Here is a 19,159-nt window from a genome sequence, read left to right as displayed (position 1 = left end):
TTTAATTATTTTTTGGAAAATAATTTTTACTTTTAAATTTTGAAAGTATTGAGGGGCGGCCATATTTAGAAATCGCACCTGCACCTAATCCGGATAAAGGAAACATGACCAGATCTAGATTTCGGTATTTCTTATCTTGTCTTAATTCTTCATTTTCGACTTCACCATTTTCACTGAACACTTTGCCTAAATTTCTTTGTTTTGTTTGGGAGTACTGATGCTGTGACTGAGCCGCAAAAGCTGCGCCTGCTACGAGTCCCCCAACCACCGCGGCCGCCGGAGGTGCTAAGAAACTTGCAACTAGCAGCGGAGCCCCAATGGCAATGGCATTTCCCAATACACGATTGTCATTGGTGCGAAATATGGCTGCGCCTAATGGACAAAATCTTGGATTTTCTAGAAGAGTTTCTTCATATAAATTGGAATAGTTTACGGCGTAGAATAAATCATTATATAAAACTCTAGGATTTGCTTTGAGCTCTGCTTTTAATTTTTGAATTTTTGCGAGTTCTTTTAACGCATTATCGTGGGTCTTTCGGGCCGCATTTTTAATTTCAGTAAAACTGGGGTTTGCAGATGTGATGTAATTCATTAATGGCATCTCACCTATCAACGCCCTGTATGCGGTCATATGTTCGAATCGTATGTCTCTAATTCTTGAGTCCAAGAAAGCAACTCTTTCTACGACATTTTCCCCTTTCATTTCCCGGTGAGTAATTGCCCTACCCTTATCCATGTATTCTTTTAAAGCAGCATTAGCAGATTGAATTTCCTTAGGTGTAAGTCTTTGCCAAGGAGTTTCTTTAAAAGATCTTAAAGTGTCTAACCTAGTATTAGGGAAATAAAGCTGTGTTGCGGTAGCGGCATCTCTTTCCGTCCCTAAAGACAGATGATATCTTGCTTCTTGAACTTTGAGAGGAACAACTTTCTTCGCCCAATTCAAAATTTCTTTACACTCAGCGTGGCTCTTTGAATTGCCCAAGCAGCCTTCAATATTGGAGGTGAGGTTGATATTGTCTTTGATGTAATTTTCAATTTTAGTAAGAAGGATAAGAAAAAAATCTCGAGATAAATTTCCTTGGGAATCTTGGCTAGGAATGTTTCTGTGGCCAATTCCCGTAGCCGACATATTTTTTAAATCACCTTTTTTTTGGCAAGCATACGGAAAAGGCGAAACTTCTTTTTGTACTAAATAATCGTTGATATTGGATATCAACTCTTGCGAAGTTAGCTTCCGCACAGGGCTATCTGCGATGGGACAATCCAAAAGATAAGCCACATCTTTTGCGTAAGAGCCTATGCTTAAAAAGATACTTACCAATATTAAAAACATACTATTATCTGTATCGGTGAAGGTAGAAAAATTCTTGTGATTTCAACAAGCTGCCAACTCATAACTTACAACTGACAAAAACCTAGACATCCAGTTTTGCCACAGATTCATTTTGATGCGTTTTAAATCAACATGATTGCTTAGAAAAAAAATTCTCAGAATGAGACTGGCAAGCTCTTTGCTTTAATAAGCTGTGTAATACAAAAATCAAGGAGAATTTATGTTTAAATATTCTATTTTAATCGCATCAAGTTTTTTAACTATCAATGCCGTTCATGCTGAAGAAAAACTTAAGATTGCCTGCTTAAATGAAAACAAGACTCAATGTTACACCACCACCGGCGCCGGAGCCATCACCGCTTTATCATTCTTAAATATGCGAGCTATAGACCGCGTTCGTTCTATGGAAGAAAATGCGATAATGACGGAATTACACGAAAGAAACAGACATATATTAAATACACCTGATCGTCCTCAATCCCTACGTGGATCTCGCATACAGGATTTAACCAGAGATATTGGGGACGGCGACTCAGTTGAAATCACTGTTCAACTCAATGAACGCGATAGCAGAGCCATTCACTCTAATCGTTTAACTGAAGAAATTTCTCATTTAAAATCAGAAATTAATTTACAGACTAAGAATCTTGAGCTTGCCACCATAGGTTACAATACTAGGAATCACCCGCACGTAAAGGAAATCGCTGCTGAACTTGCGCAATTAGAAGATAAATTAGAACAACTTAAAGGTGCAAAATTGGATGTTGTAAATGGAAAAGTAGAAAGAATTTTTATAACTAAATCCTTTGAAGCCACCAGCCGCGCAGAGATAGAAAGTTTTTTGACAGCACAACATAACTCCGGTTCAAAAGTTTCTTCCTTAATTGTAACGCCAAAAGCCACGGCTCTTCGCTTTAAATCATTCTTAGTCAGAAGTCCTCAGCTTACTAAAAGTCTAAATCGCGCTGGACTAGTAACTATAATCGCTTTAGGTGCCACAGCAGAAGAAGGTTTATATGGTTTAATTGCTGATCAGATTGACAAAAAAAGTGAATCTAGAATTCCTATGAAAAAATTTGAAGGATCAAAGTAATTTAAATATTAATATTTGAAGGGATAATTTATGAGAATAAAATTAGCAATATTACTGAGTTTACTTAGCTTCACCAGCGCTTCATTTGCTCAAGAAGACAAAGGGGAGATTGTTTGTCTAGATAAAAAACAAATAAAATGTGCGGTTATCGGCGCTTCTTCTTTGGCGTTATTATTTGCTCACAATGAGCGTCGTATTTCTCAAATAGAAGATGATAGCGAGCTTTCTTCAGCCTATAGGCATGCTCTATCTAGATATAACCATAATAGCAGATCACTTGATATTGATACTCTCGAAGCTTTAACTCCAGGAAGAGTAGCTGCTTTATCCAGTCATGTGAAGCTAGGCGATGAAGTTACAATTAATTATCAGGCTGGAGTTACAGAAAGCAGAGCATACGCAATAAAAGCCCTCGAAGATAGCCTTAAATCTTCTCTCAAAGAGATAAATGAAAACGAAGTTCTTTTAAAAAAAGGAAATAAAAATTCTTATTATGTTGATCAATATCGCATGAATATAAAAAATCATAAAGAGTGGTTTCTCCATGCAAAAAAAGAACTTAATTCGATTAGAGCTGGAGTAAAAGCTCCACCTACTCTTCGGTTGACAAAAGTTATTACCGACGCGGGAGAGGCAGACGTACGCTTGCTTTTAAATGAAATTTCTGAAGACGGAGGAAAAGTACAAAAAATTTCTCTCGTTCCCCAGCGTTACGCTAAGAATCTAGCCCACATTGTTTCAGAACTTCATCTTAGGCTACCTGGTTCTCGTGCAAGTACTAATGCGCGTTTATACCGTAGAGCTGGAAAAGGCAGTTTGATCACCATGGGTATTGCCGGAGCCGTAATACTTGAAGAAGCTACTGTTGGCGCTATTTCAAATGCAATTGAAAAGAAAAGTGCATCTAAAATAGAAATGAGAAATTTCGAAGCAAACAACTAAAAAATTTTCAAATAGAATTTTTGTTCAAAGGGATAGAGAGCGACCAGGTTGATTTTGGTTGGTACTTTATCTACTTTGACGAAGCTTTGCAGAGCCTGGGCGTAGCGTGCTAGTTGCTCGAAAGCTACATCGGAATTGAATGACGATCCCGTCTTATAGTCGATCACCCATAACTCATCGGCGACTTGTCCCCAGAGATCGATCTGTCCGGAGATGCTTTGACCTTCGCTGTTTAGGACAAACCCCCATTCAGCAAACCCATCCTTCAGAATCTCTTTCATCGGGATTTCTTTTAGATTCTGAATGTATTCCGTGGCCTTCTTTGTATTCTCATCTATCGCGATTTCTTTATTGTACTTGAGGGATTCAAAAACTTGATGGGCAAGTCTTCCGTAATTGGCTTTTTCCAAAAGTCCGATCAATGATTTTTGATTCTTACCCTTTGAGACTTGAGATTCTATTTGAGCCGTAACCTTTGTAGATTCTTTTTTTGCCATCAAATCTAAATCGTAGAGTTTTTGATAAATTTCTTGGGCATGCACGATCTTAGAATCAAAATTGATATTTTCCCATTCACCAATATCTACGTTATAGGCAAACTCACCTTTTGCATGCAATCCACTTGATAAATCCAATTTTATCTTTTTCAACCAAGACCCACCCGTTTGCCTTGCCCCAGATGTCGACATGAAAATAGTTTCCTTGGCCCTGGTCATCGCTACATAAAGTAGACGATCTGATTCAGCGAGCTCCTCTTCTTTCATTTTCTCCAAGAAACTCACTGCGGGAAGTGATTGCTGACCTTTTTCTTCGTCGAGCTTTAGGTGCAGGCTGTACTTGTCAGCATCGGGATCAAAGGCGTAACTGAGATAATTTGTAAGTTGAGGCTTAGCATCGATATACGGAATAATCACGTGTTTGAATTCTAAACCTTTCGACATATGCACCGTCATCAACTGCACTCGATTGGGCTCAATGCTACTGACCGCATCGGAATCTTCCGAACCACCTTCTAGATCTAGAGAGCTTTTTCTATTTTCAATAAAGTCGATGTAATTGAATTCAGGTGCGTGATCTTCTGTTTTAAGTTGTATCAACAACTTCCAAAGATTTGATTCTCTTCTCCCTGAAGAATCGTATTGATAACTCAACTCAAAGAAACCTGTATCCATCAAAATCTTTTGGAAGGTCTGCGTGATTCCTTGATTGAAGGTCTCTGTCACGTAGGTTTTTAATCTTCCGATAGCTTCGTAATCACCTTCTTGATGCTTTACAAATTCTATCCAAAAACTCTCTGGCTTGTTTTTTACAATTTCATGAATATAACAATCCTGAACTTTGAACCATGGACTTCTAAGGATTTGTACCAAGTTAAAGTTATCATGAGGATTCACTAAGAATTTTAAAATGGCTAAAGCATCAAGAATTTCTCGGCGCTCCTGAAAACCACTCGCTGAATGCAGAATATACGGAATTTTTTTTTGATGGAGAATCTCGGCAATTTTTTTGAGTTGATCATTCTTGCGACCTAGAACACAGATTTCGCCCAATTCATCACCACTGGCATGAATCTTTTGAATGTGATTGAGGATCGCGAGGTTTTGCGCCTCCACATCTTTTGCTAGAGCCATCGTGGCCACATCTTTGGTTTTTGATTGTGGACCACCCAATTCCATAGATTTAAAATCATCCGAATAATTTTTGAAGAAATGATTGATAAAGCTCATCGTATTTTGAGTGGATCTGTAGTTCTTGTTCAGCGATTCAGCTAAACCACCCTCACCGATAATGAGCTTTTCCATATCTTCAAAAACTTTTACCCTTGCGCCTCTAAAGAAGTAAATACTCTGCTGCGGATCTCCGACAACAAAGTATTTACGATCGTTGATGAATTTCTTTAGCAAGGAAACTTGTAACGGTGAAGTATCTTGAAATTCATCGATCAACCAGTAATCAAAGCTTTCTGAGAAGAAATGAATTTCTTCAGACTTTTCTCTCATCAATTCATAGGAATAGAGTTCCAAGTCCGCCATGCTGATTTGGCCAGAGCTTTTCTTCCAGTGATCAAATTCGCTTGTAAAATCCCTGGAGAGATCATCAAAGATTTTATAGTACCGAATGAACTCAGCCCAGCGCTCTTGGTTGAACTGATCGGGATTCACTTTATCGACTTCATCTCTGAATTCTTCAAAGGAATCATTTAACTCTTCGGAAAATGGTGGGTTCTTTTTGGTATAAGGTGGTTTTTTATATTCGTTGTAAAGATTTAAGGCTCTTTCGATATCCACTTGATTTTTGGCCTGGGTGAAGCTATCTGCGACACCTTTTAAAAACTTCCCATATTCTATCCACTTGAGATTGTCCGTGGCACTTAGAATTTTATCTGCATACATTAAAAAGCTTTGCGCGATAAATTTCATTTTTTGATCTTGGGAATTTAAAAAATCTTCTTTGTTAAAGAACTGCACGCCTGGAGAAATTTTCTTGGTTTTATCATGCGTGATGATAAGAGAGGTTAATCCCTTGAACGTGAACTCCTCTAAAAGTTCTTGCGAAGTCGTATTTCTACTTAAAAGGTTTTTAAGAATGATTTTTGCTCTCTTAAAAAGTTCTTTCTCATCTGTAAGCCTAAATCCCGGATCGAGATCAATCTTTTGCGCGTATTGTTTTAAAAATAACTGTAAAGTTCCATGAATTGTCGAAATCAAGAGATGATTCTTAGACAACACAAAGCTCAAGAAATCATAGTCTTTTCTTTTCTGCGCTTCGTGCATCAGTCTTTCGCGAAGTTCCTGCGTGGCCTTCCTCGTGAATGTTGTCAACACAACTCGAGGATTGCGATTGTGTTTAACCTTAAAATCCTTATAGAAGTCATGCACCTCTTTCACCAGGCGCGTGGTCTTTCCTGCGCCCGCGCCGGCCCTGAAGATTTTGGTCTGACTTAAGAATGATGTTAATTCAGATGTGGGGCTCGACACAAATTTCTCCAGTTACAGGTTTTACATAGACTCACATCACTTGGGTTTGGGTTGTATTCTCCGGCTTTCATGCCACCCAAAGTGTTTTTTATAATTTCTTGAGCCTTACCGTAAAGTTCCAATTTTTTATCGTGACTGATCTTGTGGGCTTTTCTGGAGTTCACTGTGAACATAAATCCATCGGCCTCTAAGATTAAAAATCCTTTTTCACGATCGATCTTTTTAAATCCATAGTAAACCGCACCGATCACATCCAATTTCTTGTTGAGTGCACCTTTTTCGATGGCCATGGCATAGAGAACCAATTGCAGTTCATTCTCGTCGATCCATCGGTTATGGTTGCTCTTGCCACTAGAATCAAATTTATAGTCAATGACCACGCAGATCTGCTCTCTTTGATCAATGTCAATACGATCAATTCTTCCTCTCAAAAGAACGGAATCCGCTGTGGCCTCTTTAGAAATATTCCCTGTAGCTATATCAATATGAATTTCAAAATCCTTTTCTTGGTACTGTTCTTTGATCTCGGGAAATTTATTTTTCCATTCCCGCTCAAACACCAAAAAATTATCGATCATCTTCATGTATTTCTTTTTTTGTCCGGCCCAAACATTCTCATCAAAGATCGGCGTTCCTATTTCCAGGCGAACTTGATCAAAATATTGGGCAACCGTAGAATTATCGACATTGAGGTCAGAATGATTTTTATAGATCAGCTCTGCAACTCCGTGCAGAAGTCTTCCTCGAGTCTGGTAATCAATATCTAGATCCAAATCTGGTAGATCATTTAAACTTAGGATTTTTTTGGAAGCATTGATGAATGGACATTTCAAATAGTCTTCAATTTGCGAAGCGGAAACTTTTTCGAGATGATTTTGTAGTTTCCAAGCTTGAATGTCTTCGCCCTGATCCTGCCTAAGTCTTTCAAGCTTCTTATCGCCATCAACCCAACCTTGAAGAGTTGAAATCGTTTGGTAATCGGATTGCTGAATCTGTAAAAGCCTTGATGTTTCCGGAATCTTTAATGGAATTTTATCTCCGTGCTGCGTGATTGCGCCCGTCAACCAAACGATGGAAGGCGACATCTGGTTTCCATCAAAATCCGTCTGAGGATAAGACATGGAAAAATTAATCTTTGTGCTATCGAGGTTCCACTTCACTTCAAATTCTAGTTCTGTTCTTTCGGGCTCTGCCACCATAAAACCAAAATCTTGCTTGAGCTTTTGAATATCAAATTCCGAAATCAAAGTGGTCGTCATAGATCTCAGTGCTTGATCCGTCAATCCCATAAGGTGGGCGTGCTTGAGATCCAAATCTTTCAGAGAAACTAAATCTACACAATGCACGCCTTCAGGGAAACCTTCGTCCGTCGTGATCTCAAGTCTCGAAGCGAAACTATCAACAAGTCTTACCCATTGTTTGGAATCAAACTTCAAATGCATCGGAATTTCTGCTAAAAGCTTTTCGATCAGAATATTTACTCTTTCTTGGGACCAAGATTCTTTCCAGAGAGTTAAGCCCCAAGTGATAAATTCTTTCACCGTCATGAATTTGGATTGGTTTTTTAAAGAAAATAATTTTTCAATGTTTCTATTTCTTTTGAGATCAGAAATTTCATAGAGATTAGTGTAGAGAGATTGGAATTCATCATACTTCAACGGCAGAGTCTCAGCTTCTGAATAAGTGTTGATCTCTAGATCTGCATATTCAATCTCGCCAGCTTCAATTTTGAGTTTGGAAATCCAATACATGATTTCTGGATAAGTTTTTAACGGAGTTTGAATTTTTCTTTGGTACGGAATCCCTTCGATCTTGAGATATTCATAGAGCACCGGCCAATAAACTCCAATGTCTGGAGCTACGATAGCGATCTCCGTCGGCTTAATTCCAGCGGAAATTTGCTTCCTCAACTCAGAGCTCAAATTCTGCACTTCTGCAAGTTGAGTTGTAAACTTCATAAAATTTCTAGATAGACCATGCTCGATTTTTTCGGTCACCGGAGGCTTACCAGAAATTAACAAATCATAACTTTTAAGGGCCTTTGAATATTCTGATTTCCAAGATGGATGCGGAACGATGACGTCCACATCTAAGAATTTAGAAAGATGCTGTATAAGTTCACTTTCTATTGGTTGAAGTTGCGCTCCCAAATCAAAAATAAGTTTTCTATTCCATACATCTTGAAAGTCTGTTTCATTCACTAGAATCGATGACGCCCAAGTGGACAAAATCATCTTTTGATCTAAGAAAGAATTATAAATCTCACGTGAGAGCAAGTACCAATGTCCCCACTTCTGAAAACTCTCGACACTATTCTTAAAAAATTCCTTCATGGCTTCAAAATTTTGCTCATGACTCAGGAGCGGCATCAAAATCTGCATGTAGGAATGCAAAAGTTTTGAGACCCCAGGACGCTTCTGCCATTCCTCTTCAGCATTGGATAACAGCTGCTGTGTAAACATCTGCGCCGTTTCTGAAGAAATAAATCTTAAATCCCCACGAAGTCTTTTGGTGAGCTTGATCCACAATTCTTGCGCTCTCAATAGGGATTCATCTGGAATTAATTTTTGCGTTTTAAAAAGTTCTTTTTGAAAGGCAATTTTAGATGTTAAATCCGATACCACCCAAGTTTTTTGAGTCAAATCTGACTTCAAAAACAATTGTCTCTTCTCTTCAGGATTTTTTACAAAAATAAGATTTAGCACCAAAAAAATATAAAGGTGAGCCGCACCTTTTGCAAAGACTTGCGTCAAAATGACGCTAACCTTTGGAAAAGGTGCGGCTCACCTTTAGCGTCTTTGTTTTAATCTTTTTCGGTTTTCTTTGTTGAGGCCTAGGAAGACTCCATTTGCGGGGTCAAAGCCAAAATCTATGGTTAATTCTAGAACATATCTGCGATCTTCGTGCTGGCCAGGGTACTCTCCCAATTCAACACCATACGTTGCGAAATCGAGCATAATTATACCTAGATTTAGAGCTACTCCTGCTGTGTAGTAGCCCTGATTGAGACCGGCCCTCAAATCAATACCCGGCAGATCCACTTCCACGCCCATGTGAAGCTTTTTACCAATATGAATCTCTTCGTCAGAACCAATGTGCCTCATTTCCAATACGGGAGTGATCGTTACTCCTGGAACATCCAATTCAAGAGACAATGCGCCAATCATTTCGCTCTTGTCTGTGGGTGGATTTCTAATTCCTGTGTCCAACGAAAATTTAGTATTTCCCACATCTCTCATTACAAAAGAAAGTGTTGGCTTTACTGGCGTTGGGAAAGTCATCATGGCACCCACATCCAAAGAATATCCCAAGCCTCTATTGTCCAATTGCTCTTCGAGATCATCGTTATCAAGTGAAGCCAGTGAGGATACTGGAATCTCAACTGTCGAACCCGCACGATTGATTCTCTTTCCTACAAATCCTAATGCTAAACCTGGAGCCAATTCCATTCCGAATCCCGTGGCGATACCGTAGTCATTGACAAAATCCACTTCAAAACTTGGTAACGCAGGATTTGATAAATCCGCACTCACATTGAAAGAGTCATAAATTGCTGCTGCAAAATTAGGAGTCGATATCCCTGAGACGGCCCCGCCACCGATCCATAAATTATCTCCATAGAATTGTCTCAACGTATCCGCATAATTATCGCCATCGAAATCTTGCGCATCCTCATAAGCATCAATGCCATTGACTCCGATTTTAAATTTTAAAGCTGTAAGAGTGATTTCTTTTGTTTTTGCTAAACCTGCAGGGTTGAAAAATAAAGCGTCCATTCCACGGGCGATGGGTGTAAAAGCATTTCCCATTCCCAATGCACGCACTGACATATTGCGATTGTACAATTCACGCGCGTAAGAATTTCCAGTGATGAGCAATAATCCCATCAGAATAGAAAATAAAAATGTTTGTTTACCCTTACGGCTCACAAGCACTGACGGCCACTCCTTGTCCTGCATCTATAGCTAGCCCGATCCCATCCGTATCATCACGGATAAATCCTCGAATAAGTTGTCTATAAGCATTCGTATAAGCTGTCGCATCTTCTTCGTCACAAAAATCCACCGGCGAACCATCCACCATTGGATCTGTACAGATCGCCTCGATTTCTGACGTGATGTCGGATCCAAAGCTAAAGCCTTGTAAGTTTTTGTAGAATAAAACAATCCCTGTTCCTACTTCACTCACTTCAGCAGCGGGAAGATCCGTTGCTCCATTCCCGTCACAAGGATCCCAACCTGCATCGACAGCATCATTTTCATCAGCATCTGCTCTAAAATTTAAAATTACTCCGATTTTTGCAAGAGCATTGAAAGCCATCAGGAATCGTCCGTCTTCCGTCGAAACCACACCGCTCGTGTCTGCTACGGTTTTTAAAAGATCTTCGGCCAATTTGCAGTCTGCATAATTAGCGGCGCTAGTTGCTGGAAAATTCGTCATTAACAATTCCATAAGCGGAGTTGTTCCAATATTTTCAATCAAATCCGAAAGACCCAAGAAGTCCAGCCCGCATCTCCCCGAATATGCAGAAGCTCTATCCACCACGACTTCAGTTTCTGCTAGCGTTGCTGCTGGCAATTTTTCAAATTCCGAAAGCGCCTCTGTCCATCTCCCCGCCGACAAATGTTGTCTCGCAGAATATAGAATTGCTGCTTCAGAATCTTTTGAAGACATTTCTTCAAATGCATTTTTGCAAGAAGTGCTCAAGAGACATAAAATGGTTAAAAATAAAAATATTCTTTTCATTCTCAAAACCTCAACGCGAATTTGAAGATATATCTTCTATCTTCTCTTTCCGCATCCCTAGTTCCTATTTCCTCTCCGTAGGCTGCAAATTGAAATTGCATGTTTTCACTCGCCACTTCCGCCCCTGCCGTCCAATAGCCTTGGTTCATACCACCGCGAAGGAAAAGTTTGTCGAAGAAGTTAAATTCCAGACCATAATGCAAACGACGCGCAGTCACCTCATCGTCATCATCCGTCATCACGTCACGGTACTCCGCCACCAACTGCATTCTGGAATACTTACCCAATATAGGAGAAAGAGAGAAACCCACATCCAATGTCTGATCCGTTTTTGTAGGCTCGGGACGTCCGCTATAAAACATTCCGCCTCCGAGGCTGTAGCTAGTATCGCCGACGTCCTTTAATACCAACGCTAGCGTCGGAAGATATTTCCATGGACCCGTCATCATCAATGCTACATCAGAGCCAATTGCAGTTCCTTCGTTGACGATGTCTTTCCAAGCCATTCCTGTGGAAGTCGTCGGATACTGATCGTCTATTTCGACGCGGTTAATGTATTTTGCATTGAAACCGAGCTTAATAATTCCATCAAAGAATCTGAAATTATACCCAAGCAAAACTCCATAATCATTTCTATAGCGCAAATTGTATTCGCTTGTTGCACTCGTCACCTCCGCATCATAGTTGTAACTGGCGAGAAGCCCGATACCAAAATTGGGGAACACCAACGATGGGAAGAGTTGAACTTTAGAATGAAAGTGCTTGTCGGGATTTGCGTTCAAAATATCCAAAAGATCTTGAGGATCCATAGTTTTGGTTAAATCATAATCTTTGTCTTTAAGTATTTGCGCAGTTGTTTCACCCATATGAACTTCTGGGTCCACAAGTGTTAGGTATTTTTCTCTGAGTTTTCCGAGAGCCGCGGGGTTTTGAATCAATGCCGTTTCGTCGTTCACCACGGCAATAGAGGCTCCGCCCATTCCCATTTGACGAGCACCCGTATAAAACTCATACCTCTCTGCTGCGAATGAATTCACAGATAGAAATAAGAGTAGCAAAAAATAATTTAAAACATCCTTGTTCTTCATTTGAGAATTATCCTTAATCCATTAATAGATTTCTCTAGTTAATGTTTCGGAGTAAAGACGACTCACTATGAGATTATTGAAGAAAAACTAGACTGGACTTCGCGCGAGAAGAAATCTCGCGCCTTTGATGAAAATTTAATTGCAATTGTTGGCAGCTATACAAGCCTGAAGTGCAGCTCCTACTGTAGCATTATCGCCAGATCCCGCACCAGCTGAGCTCAACGTTTCACAAATATCGGTATTGCTAAATTCAGGAACGCAGTAAAGATCAAACACATCGTTTGCAAATTCACCGGCTTCTGCTGGTGGCATCAACAGAATATTATCTGCAACATCTTCTGGGTCTTCGGGATCTCCAAGAGCTTCTGCAGCTACTTGTGCTCTAGTTCCAAAAAGAATCAATTGTGCTACAGTTCTTAATCCTTTGGACTCAGATGTATAGCAAACGTTTTTAATATTCTCAGCAACTGCTTCATCCGCAGCATCCACTGTACCGCTGCTATCCTGGTCTCCAACTCCTAATATTGTCGCAAGTTCGACAACGGGGTCTTCTGTTCCCGTGTCCATAGCTTGGAATGCGCTGATGATCTCAGATTGCGTTGTTCCACTTTCTAAAACCGCTAGAGAGCACCTGATGCGATTTGCTTTTTCATTGTTGATTCCTACGATTATTGCTTCGCAAGCGGCTGCATCTCCTGGAATTAAAGCTTCGTCCAAACATTTTTGTGCTTTACTGATTTTATCGTCATCTTTTTCTTCGCAACCAACTAAACCCGATGTGATAAGAGCTAAACTCAATAATAATTTTTTCATTCTATCCTCTAAAAGTTAAAGTTGATTTGAGCCAAGTACATTCTGTCAGATTTCTTTGCACTCTTTGTACCGTACTCTTCTGCAAAGGAGGTTAATTCTACTTTGAAGAAATAAGTTTGAATGCCTACGCCTGCGGTCCAAAGCATTTGGTTCAATCCGCCCTGAATAGAACCATGAAGACCTTTGCCCACTTTGTATTTTAATTCTGCCCCCAGGTGAAGGCCTTTTTCCAAACTCCAATAATCGTGAAGAATATCTCTCACATCGATCATCAAGCGCGGTTCAAAAACCGAGAATGTCGGAAAATCCCATCTCGAACCCAAATCAATTCTTCTTTGAAGTTTTGCGGGCTCTGTTGAATTTTCGTTAAAAATTTCAAAATTACTTGTGAATCCATAATCCGCAATATTTCTTACTACCGCAGAGAATGTCGGCTTTAATTTTTTAAAGAATCCTTTGTTTTTTCCGAGGAAAGGACTCCACATCATTCCAACGTCGGCATCTACACTCATGCCCTCTTTAAAATCTTCATCTCGAACCACATCGCCATCGCTTGCCAAATCAATTGCGAGTAGTGACCTATCCATGTTTGCTCTATATATTGCCTTACCCAAAAATCCCCAAGAAAATTTTTTGTTGCTAGTTCTCTTTGACCACCCAAATGCCAAGGTAGAATCTTGGTAAGCTGTCACATCCAGCGCCGGGCCCGTCAATTGATGTGGCATCATCACCACAGAAAGATCCACGGGGATAAAAGCAATTCCCCATTTAGGACGTGCGTAAATGAAATTCATCCGAGGAATACGGCCTGCATAAGTTTCGCCGTACTTTGATTGGAGATAATCTGAAATCTGTTGAATTTTTGTTGGATCATTCTCATCGATATCTGCGAGGTCAGAGACTTCTTTTCCAAAATCTAAAAAGTCTTGGGAGACGCCGCCACCAATACCAATATTCATGCGACCTTCCTCAAGATGAGCAAGACCTGCTGGATTATAAAAAAGCACATTATAATCATCGATACCTGAAAAAGTATTTCCCATTCCCATCGCTCTTGGAGCAATATAATGTTGATGAATGCCGTAATTTAAAGTTTCTTGGGCAAAGGCGGTAGACGCCATTGCAAACAACATGAGAAGAAAAAAATGAACCTTAAGCATGAATTCCCTTTGGATAAAAAAAATTTAACAACCTTTGATGTATTCTTAGTTTACTTTAAAAATTACTTTTTCCAATCCCGTACCGTCGCAATAATGACCTTGGTCTTGAGCACATTTGCAATTGCCGCACCAGAAGATAAGCCGAATAAAAGAGAACAACGAAAATTGATCGATTACGAAAAGAAATTCACAAAAATACCACCAGCACAAAGCCCAGCAAAAATTTCAGAAGACGATGAGGATATTATCGAAGAAGAAAAGCAAAAATATTTTTTCTCTTACCCGTCCTCCCTCTCGCTGAGGACTGGAGCGGCGGCAAATTTCAAAGAACTCAATAAAGATAATGGCGATAAAAAAGTTCCCGTGCTTTTTGGATTTAAATATATGCTCAAGAGTGAAAATTCAAAACATCAAGAGTATGGTTTGGATTTGTTATCTGGAAATGAATCCATCCTCTATATCAATGGCGGATACAAATACATCATCGACCACACAGATGGATTAAGACCTTATTATAAAATCGGCGCAGCCATAAGATTTGATCCCGGAGATCACCTCGAAACACCTTTTGATTTTAAAAGTTATTCCGTAGTCGGTAGTGTGGGATTGGAAGACCTCATGAGCGACCCACATTCTTTCCGCTTAGATCTAGATATTCATTGGGGAAAAGAAGATTTCCTAGCCATGCTAGGCCTCGGCTGGTCCTGGGCTTTTTAGGGACTTAAACGAGTTTTAGATCTTGTTTGAGTTGGAGGATTAGATCTTGAACTTTCATTTTTAATTCTTCCATGGATCCATCATTTCGAATTACATAGTTGGCCATTTTGGCTTTGGTTTCCATTGCCATTTGATTAGCTAGTCTTTGTCTGATTTCTTCTCGGGAAAGTTTTGTACGCTCCATAGCTCTTTGAATTTGAGTTTCTTTACCGCAAGTCACTACAACAATTTTATCAAATCTCTTTTGCAATTTTTTTTCGAACAAAAGTGGAATGTCATAAAAAGCCATCTCTACACCTTTGGCGGCAAGAGCTTCTCTTTCTTTTTGAGTTTGATCTTGAATGAATGGATGAGTGATGGCCTCTAGTTTTTCTAGCATAAACTTATCTGCAAAAACTATCGATCCCAACTTTCGACGGTCGATTTCACCATCTGGACCTAGTATTTTGTCGCTAAAAATTCTAAGGATCTCAGGAAAAATAGATGAAGTTTTCTTTAAGGCTTCGTGGGCACTCTTGTCTGCATTTAAGACATTATAGCCTAAGGTCTGGATAATCATTGATACTGTCGACTTTCCCGTACCCATTCCGCCTGTTAAACCGATCCATTTCATATGACTTCCTACGTGATTTCCATTTGCCTAGACCAAAGATAAGATTGCCACAGTCAGTATTCTTTTAGAAGGCCTCTAAATCATTAAAAGATTAGCACATTTTACCGATAAAACTCTAGAGATAATGATGGATATAAAAACAGAAATTTTTGGAAAATATATTTTGCTCGATAAAATCGCAACCGGCGGTATGGCGGAGATTTATCTTGCGAAGGCACCAGGTGCGGAAAACGTTACCAAGTTCTTGGCTATCAAAAGAATTTTGCCCCAATATTCTCAAAACAACGAATTCATCGAAATGTTCAAAGAAGAAGCGAAGATCGCAATTCATCTCGCTCATTCCAATGTTGTATCGATCAATGAGTTTGGTGAACAGAGTGGTCTTTTCTATCTGGCCATGCAGTACGTGGATGGAAAAAATTTAAGACAGGCCCTTAACCGCTTTAAAAAAGAAAAACAATATTTCACTCTTCCACAAGTTGTTCACATCATCAAAGAATCTGCAAAAGGTTTAGACCATGCTCACAGATGTGTAGATGGAACTACGGGCGCTCCGCTGAACATCACTCACCGTGATATTAGCCCGCAAAATATTATGCTTTCTTACGATGGCGAAGTTCGCATTATCGATTTTGGTATCGCCAAAGCGGAAAGCAAAATTGAAACAACAAAAGCTGGCACTCTCAAAGGTAAATTCGGTTACATGAGCCCGGAACAAGCGGAAGGTTATGAAGTTGATTTTAGAACTGACATCTTCTCCCTAGGCATTGTGCTTTGGGAGTTGTTAGCACAAGATAGACTTTTTGTTTCAAATAACGAAATCAATACTTTAAAAAAAATCAGAGAATGTCATATTCCTTCTTTAAGAAAATTAGATCCTAACATTCCACAAGAATTAGAAAGAATCACCAATAAAGCTTTAGCTCGCGATAGAACCTTGAGATACCAATCATCAGAAGAGTTAGCCCAAGACCTACAAGTCTTCTTAAATAAGCATTATCCAGAATTTACCGTGAGAGATCTTTCTCAAAATCTTAAGACCATCTTCAATGATGAGCGCGAAGAAAGCCGCAAGCGAATGATGGAATATGCAAAAGTGCAATTCCCTCAACTTGATGAAAAAACTGAATACGTATCAGAAAGAACAAATACGGTCACAGAGACAGATGCTTCGGGAAGTAAATCTTTTGTGAACGCACATCGCGCTCCTGACGGCGAGCGGGATGATGGATTGCCTGCAAACTTTACGAACGCTACAGAATCTAAGAGACTCGACATTAACCTTGCAGAAAATAAAATTGAAGACTTCAATTTGCAATTCGACAGAGCAGACCTAGTGCATGCGACAAGAAGAAGACAACGCCCTAAGTACAGTGATAACACAAATAGCAAGATCAGTAATGTGCATACCACATTCCAAACTCAAAGCTCATATCAGCACACCAATCCTGTGCTTGCGCGAAAGAGAAATACAGCCATCACAAAGTATGTAACTTATTGCCTAATACTTATTGGGGCTGGCTATTACTTTTATTTGAATCCTCAAAAGTACGATGCGGCCTTGGCCTTTGTAAATCAGTTTACAGATAGTGAGACGTCAGTTTCTCCTGAAACCGGCGAAAACATATCTAAAGACACAGACACACACAATGATGGAACAAAGCTCAATCCAGAAGTTCCTTTTTACAACTTACTGGTAACAAGTATCCCTTCTGGAGCGACCATCACTGTTGATGATGCTGACTCTGGCGTAATCACTCCGGGACAAATTCGCGTACCAGTGAACAAACCTTATAATTTGAGGTTAGAAAAAGATGGCTTCTTGGTGGAGACAAAATCTTTAATCACAGTAAAACAAGGCGATGAGCTCCGCGTAACGCTTAAAAAGAAAGAAATGGCTTATATCAACGTGACAGTATCTGGCGGACCAGCGGCCATCTATGTGAATGGTAAAAAAATTGCTGATAAATCACCAATCATTAAATTCCCAGTGACGGCCAATGCCTCATTGAAAGTCCAAGCCTATAACCCAGCTCAGAAAAAATATGCGGAGAAGTTTGTAGAACTTCAACCCAATACCGTGACCCAAATCAATTTGAATCTCTCCGATCAAAGAACTCCTTCTAATAAAAAGTAAGACACGTCTTAAGACCATAGAGAGACCAAGAGCCATTGTGAAAGTCACTGCTTATAGTTTATCCTATAATTATGAAGGTTCTTTTCTCAGTTTTATTGCTATTTTCTATAGAAACTCAAGCTCGTGTTTTTAATATCACAGAGTCGAGCTTTGCTACTTATTTCAAAGGAAGCTATGGATTATCCAATATCAAAAAAGATCCTTACGGAAAAAGCAGTGGCGCTCAAACTGAATTCAGTGACAGCGTGGATTTCAATTGGGGTGGAGAAATTGGATTTGTATTCCCGTCCAAAGATTATAGTTTCAAAGTGGGCATGGCAATCATTGCTCCTCATTCTCCATCGGGAATAAAAGGTAAAGATTCTGGTGGAGCAGAGCTAATGTCCCTCGATAGCTCTGTATACGGATTCTTTCCCGTGGCTCACTTTGAATATTACGTCGCCAAAAATAATTTCGGAAGAACCTATATCTCATTCGGTGGCGGATATGGAAAAGTATCTTTAAAAAACGATTACACTCTCACGGCAGCCGGAGATGCACTTTATTCAACTCCAAACTCCTTCTCCGAAAAATCAAGTCAATACACTTATCTCATAGAGACATCTGTTGGATACGAGATGTCCTTTGTACAAGCTGTCACTGTCACTTTTGATTTAGGTTATAGATATTCTGCTGCGAGAAAATTAAAATACGATGGAGCTGGAGATGATTTCTCTGATGGCCACGCCGAAGGCGATCAAGTTTTAGATTCCGATGGAAAAAGTAAAACCCTCGACCTTGGAGGAGTTTTCACAGGACTTTCGTTTCGCTTTTACTTCAACTAAACAACTTTGCTTAAATCTTCATATATTATAAAAAAATGTCACATATTAAATTTATAAAAACACTCATCATGTTAAGTCTTGCGTTTTCCCTAACTGCTTGTTCAGAAAGTTACGACGGCCCAATTGCAGAGCGTCCGGTAACCGATGAAGGAAGAAACGGAGAAGCGCCAGTAACAAAAACCTTATTCCAAAAAGTTTTAGAAAAAGGAGTTCCTGAAATTCCTTTAAGAAAAGCTTTTGATTATTTCGATGCCAATAAGAATATAATCAAAAATCAAAAATACATGTCTATCATTGATTTCTCTCAGCACTCGGGGCAAAAGAGATTTTATCTTATTGATATGTCAACCGGTGCCGTGGATAAAATTCTTACTGCTCACGGAAGAGGATCAGATCCTGATCACACCGGAATACCAAAGAAATTTTCTAATGTTTCGAGCTCTAATATGACATCACTGGGTTTCATGTTAGCTGCCGAGAGGTACATAGGAGATCATGGGGTCTCGCTAAGACTTGACGGACTAGAGAGCATCAACTCCAACGCAAGACCCAGAGCTATCGTAATACACGGTGCAGACTACGTAGACCCAAGTCGCCCTAAAATGGGCAGAAGCTTAGGTTGCCCTGCCGTAGAAAACAGATTGATTGTTTCTCTTGTTAAGAAAATCGAAAATGGCAGTTTGGTTTATTCTTATTACACGGGATTATGATCGGT

15 protein-coding genes are annotated in these 19,159 nt (G+C 39.6%); 6 read left to right on the top strand and 9 right to left on the bottom strand.

Annotated elements, in window-relative coordinates; genetic code table 11:
• Position 1: 1 nt before the first annotated feature.
• Positions 2-1,333 (bottom strand): hypothetical protein, encoded by a 1,332-nt coding sequence (locus V4596_02495; GenBank protein MES2767989.1) that lies wholly within the window; start codon positions 1,331-1,333, stop codon positions 2-4.
• A gap of 220 nt (positions 1,334-1,553) precedes the next feature.
• Between V4596_02495 and V4596_02490 the strand changes: the two genes are divergently transcribed.
• The gene (locus V4596_02490; protein MES2767988.1) at positions 1,554-2,426 is read left to right on the top strand and encodes a hypothetical protein; all 873 of its coding nucleotides are present in this window, start codon (positions 1,554-1,556) and stop codon (positions 2,424-2,426) included.
• A gap of 30 nt (positions 2,427-2,456) precedes the next feature.
• On the top strand, positions 2,457-3,368 hold the full coding sequence (locus V4596_02485; protein MES2767987.1) for a hypothetical protein: 912 nt from the start codon (positions 2,457-2,459) through the stop codon (positions 3,366-3,368).
• Here the strand turns inward: V4596_02485 and V4596_02480 are convergent.
• From V4596_02480 to V4596_02450, 7 genes are all read right to left on the bottom strand, one after another.
• Positions 3,365-6,346 (bottom strand): 3'-5' exonuclease, encoded by a 2,982-nt coding sequence (locus V4596_02480; GenBank protein MES2767986.1) that lies wholly within the window; start codon positions 6,344-6,346, stop codon positions 3,365-3,367. The two genes, V4596_02485 and V4596_02480, sit on opposite strands and share 4 nt — an antisense overlap.
• A complete protein-coding gene (locus V4596_02475; protein MES2767985.1) occupies positions 6,322-9,051 on the bottom strand; it encodes a PD-(D/E)XK nuclease family protein in 2,730 nt (909 codons plus the stop codon). The genes V4596_02480 and V4596_02475 overlap by 25 nt, the downstream gene beginning before the upstream one ends.
• 84 nt (positions 9,052-9,135) lie before the next feature.
• Entirely contained in the window at positions 9,136-10,275 is a 1,140-nt protein-coding gene (locus V4596_02470; GenBank protein ID MES2767984.1) for a hypothetical protein, read from the bottom strand.
• Entirely contained in the window at positions 10,265-11,092 is an 828-nt protein-coding gene (locus V4596_02465; protein MES2767983.1) for a hypothetical protein, read from the bottom strand. Before V4596_02465 ends, V4596_02470 begins: the two co-directional genes overlap by 11 nt.
• Before the next feature lie 2 nt (positions 11,093-11,094).
• A complete protein-coding gene (locus tag V4596_02460) occupies positions 11,095-12,180 on the bottom strand; it encodes a hypothetical protein (protein ID MES2767982.1) in 1,086 nt (361 codons plus the stop codon).
• 135 nt (positions 12,181-12,315) lie between these two features.
• Complete coding sequence (locus V4596_02455; protein ID MES2767981.1) at positions 12,316-12,993, bottom strand: hypothetical protein; 678 nt, start codon at positions 12,991-12,993, stop codon at positions 12,316-12,318.
• 8 nt (positions 12,994-13,001) lie between these two features.
• The gene (locus V4596_02450; GenBank protein ID MES2767980.1) at positions 13,002-14,153 is read right to left on the bottom strand and encodes a hypothetical protein; all 1,152 of its coding nucleotides are present in this window, start codon (positions 14,151-14,153) and stop codon (positions 13,002-13,004) included.
• Here V4596_02450 and V4596_02445 point away from each other — a divergent pair.
• On the top strand, positions 14,139-14,870 hold the full coding sequence (locus V4596_02445) for a hypothetical protein (protein ID MES2767979.1): 732 nt from the start codon (positions 14,139-14,141) through the stop codon (positions 14,868-14,870). The genes V4596_02450 and V4596_02445 overlap by 15 nt on opposite strands.
• A gap of 4 nt (positions 14,871-14,874) precedes the next feature.
• On the opposite strand, the gene coaE is transcribed toward V4596_02445, so the two are convergent.
• A complete protein-coding gene (gene coaE / locus V4596_02440; protein ID MES2767978.1) occupies positions 14,875-15,483 on the bottom strand; it encodes a dephospho-CoA kinase in 609 nt (202 codons plus the stop codon).
• 127 nt (positions 15,484-15,610) lie between these two features.
• On the opposite strand from coaE, the gene V4596_02435 reads away from it, so the two are divergent.
• From V4596_02435 to V4596_02425, 3 genes are all read left to right on the top strand, one after another.
• A complete protein-coding gene (locus V4596_02435; GenBank protein MES2767977.1) occupies positions 15,611-17,620 on the top strand; it encodes a serine/threonine-protein kinase in 2,010 nt (669 codons plus the stop codon).
• A 71-nt stretch (positions 17,621-17,691) separates the two neighbouring features.
• A complete protein-coding gene (locus V4596_02430; GenBank protein MES2767976.1) occupies positions 17,692-18,444 on the top strand; it encodes a hypothetical protein in 753 nt (250 codons plus the stop codon).
• Positions 18,445-18,479: 35 nt separating this feature from the next.
• Positions 18,480-19,154 carry a murein L,D-transpeptidase catalytic domain family protein gene (locus V4596_02425; protein ID MES2767975.1) on the top strand — a complete coding sequence of 225 codons (675 nt, stop codon included), beginning with the start codon at positions 18,480-18,482 and terminating at the stop codon, positions 19,152-19,154.
• Positions 19,155-19,159 lie beyond the last annotated feature (5 nt).

Source organism: Bdellovibrionota bacterium, from assembly GCA_040386775.1.
Taxonomy (GTDB): domain Bacteria; phylum Bdellovibrionota; class Bdellovibrionia; order Bdellovibrionales; family JAEYZS01; genus JAEYZS01.
This window is presented reverse-complemented; position numbering and strand designations above follow the sequence as displayed.

What these genes read in the sequence shown, in the direction of transcription:
- V4596_02445 (MES2767979.1), top strand. Translation starts at nt 14,139, where the DNA reads ATGAACCTTAAGCATGAATTCCCTTTGGATAAAAAAAATTTAACAACC.
- V4596_02465 (MES2767983.1), bottom strand. Translation starts at nt 11,092, where the DNA reads ATGAAAAGAATATTTTTATTTTTAACCATTTTATGTCTCTTGAGCACT.
- V4596_02485 (MES2767987.1), top strand. Translation starts at nt 2,457, where the DNA reads ATGAGAATAAAATTAGCAATATTACTGAGTTTACTTAGCTTCACCAGC.
- V4596_02460 (MES2767982.1), bottom strand. Translation starts at nt 12,180, where the DNA reads ATGAAGAACAAGGATGTTTTAAATTATTTTTTGCTACTCTTATTTCTA.
- V4596_02495 (MES2767989.1), bottom strand. Translation starts at nt 1,333, where the DNA reads ATGTTTTTAATATTGGTAAGTATCTTTTTAAGCATAGGCTCTTACGCA.
- V4596_02430 (MES2767976.1), top strand. Translation starts at nt 17,692, where the DNA reads ATGAAGGTTCTTTTCTCAGTTTTATTGCTATTTTCTATAGAAACTCAA.
- V4596_02425 (MES2767975.1), top strand. Translation starts at nt 18,480, where the DNA reads ATGTCACATATTAAATTTATAAAAACACTCATCATGTTAAGTCTTGCG.
- V4596_02435 (MES2767977.1), top strand. Translation starts at nt 15,611, where the DNA reads ATGGATATAAAAACAGAAATTTTTGGAAAATATATTTTGCTCGATAAA.
- V4596_02455 (MES2767981.1), bottom strand. Translation starts at nt 12,993, where the DNA reads ATGAAAAAATTATTATTGAGTTTAGCTCTTATCACATCGGGTTTAGTT.
- V4596_02490 (MES2767988.1), top strand. Translation starts at nt 1,554, where the DNA reads ATGTTTAAATATTCTATTTTAATCGCATCAAGTTTTTTAACTATCAAT.
- V4596_02450 (MES2767980.1), bottom strand. Translation starts at nt 14,153, where the DNA reads ATGCTTAAGGTTCATTTTTTTCTTCTCATGTTGTTTGCAATGGCGTCT.
- coaE (MES2767978.1), bottom strand. Translation starts at nt 15,483, where the DNA reads ATGAAATGGATCGGTTTAACAGGCGGAATGGGTACGGGAAAGTCGACA.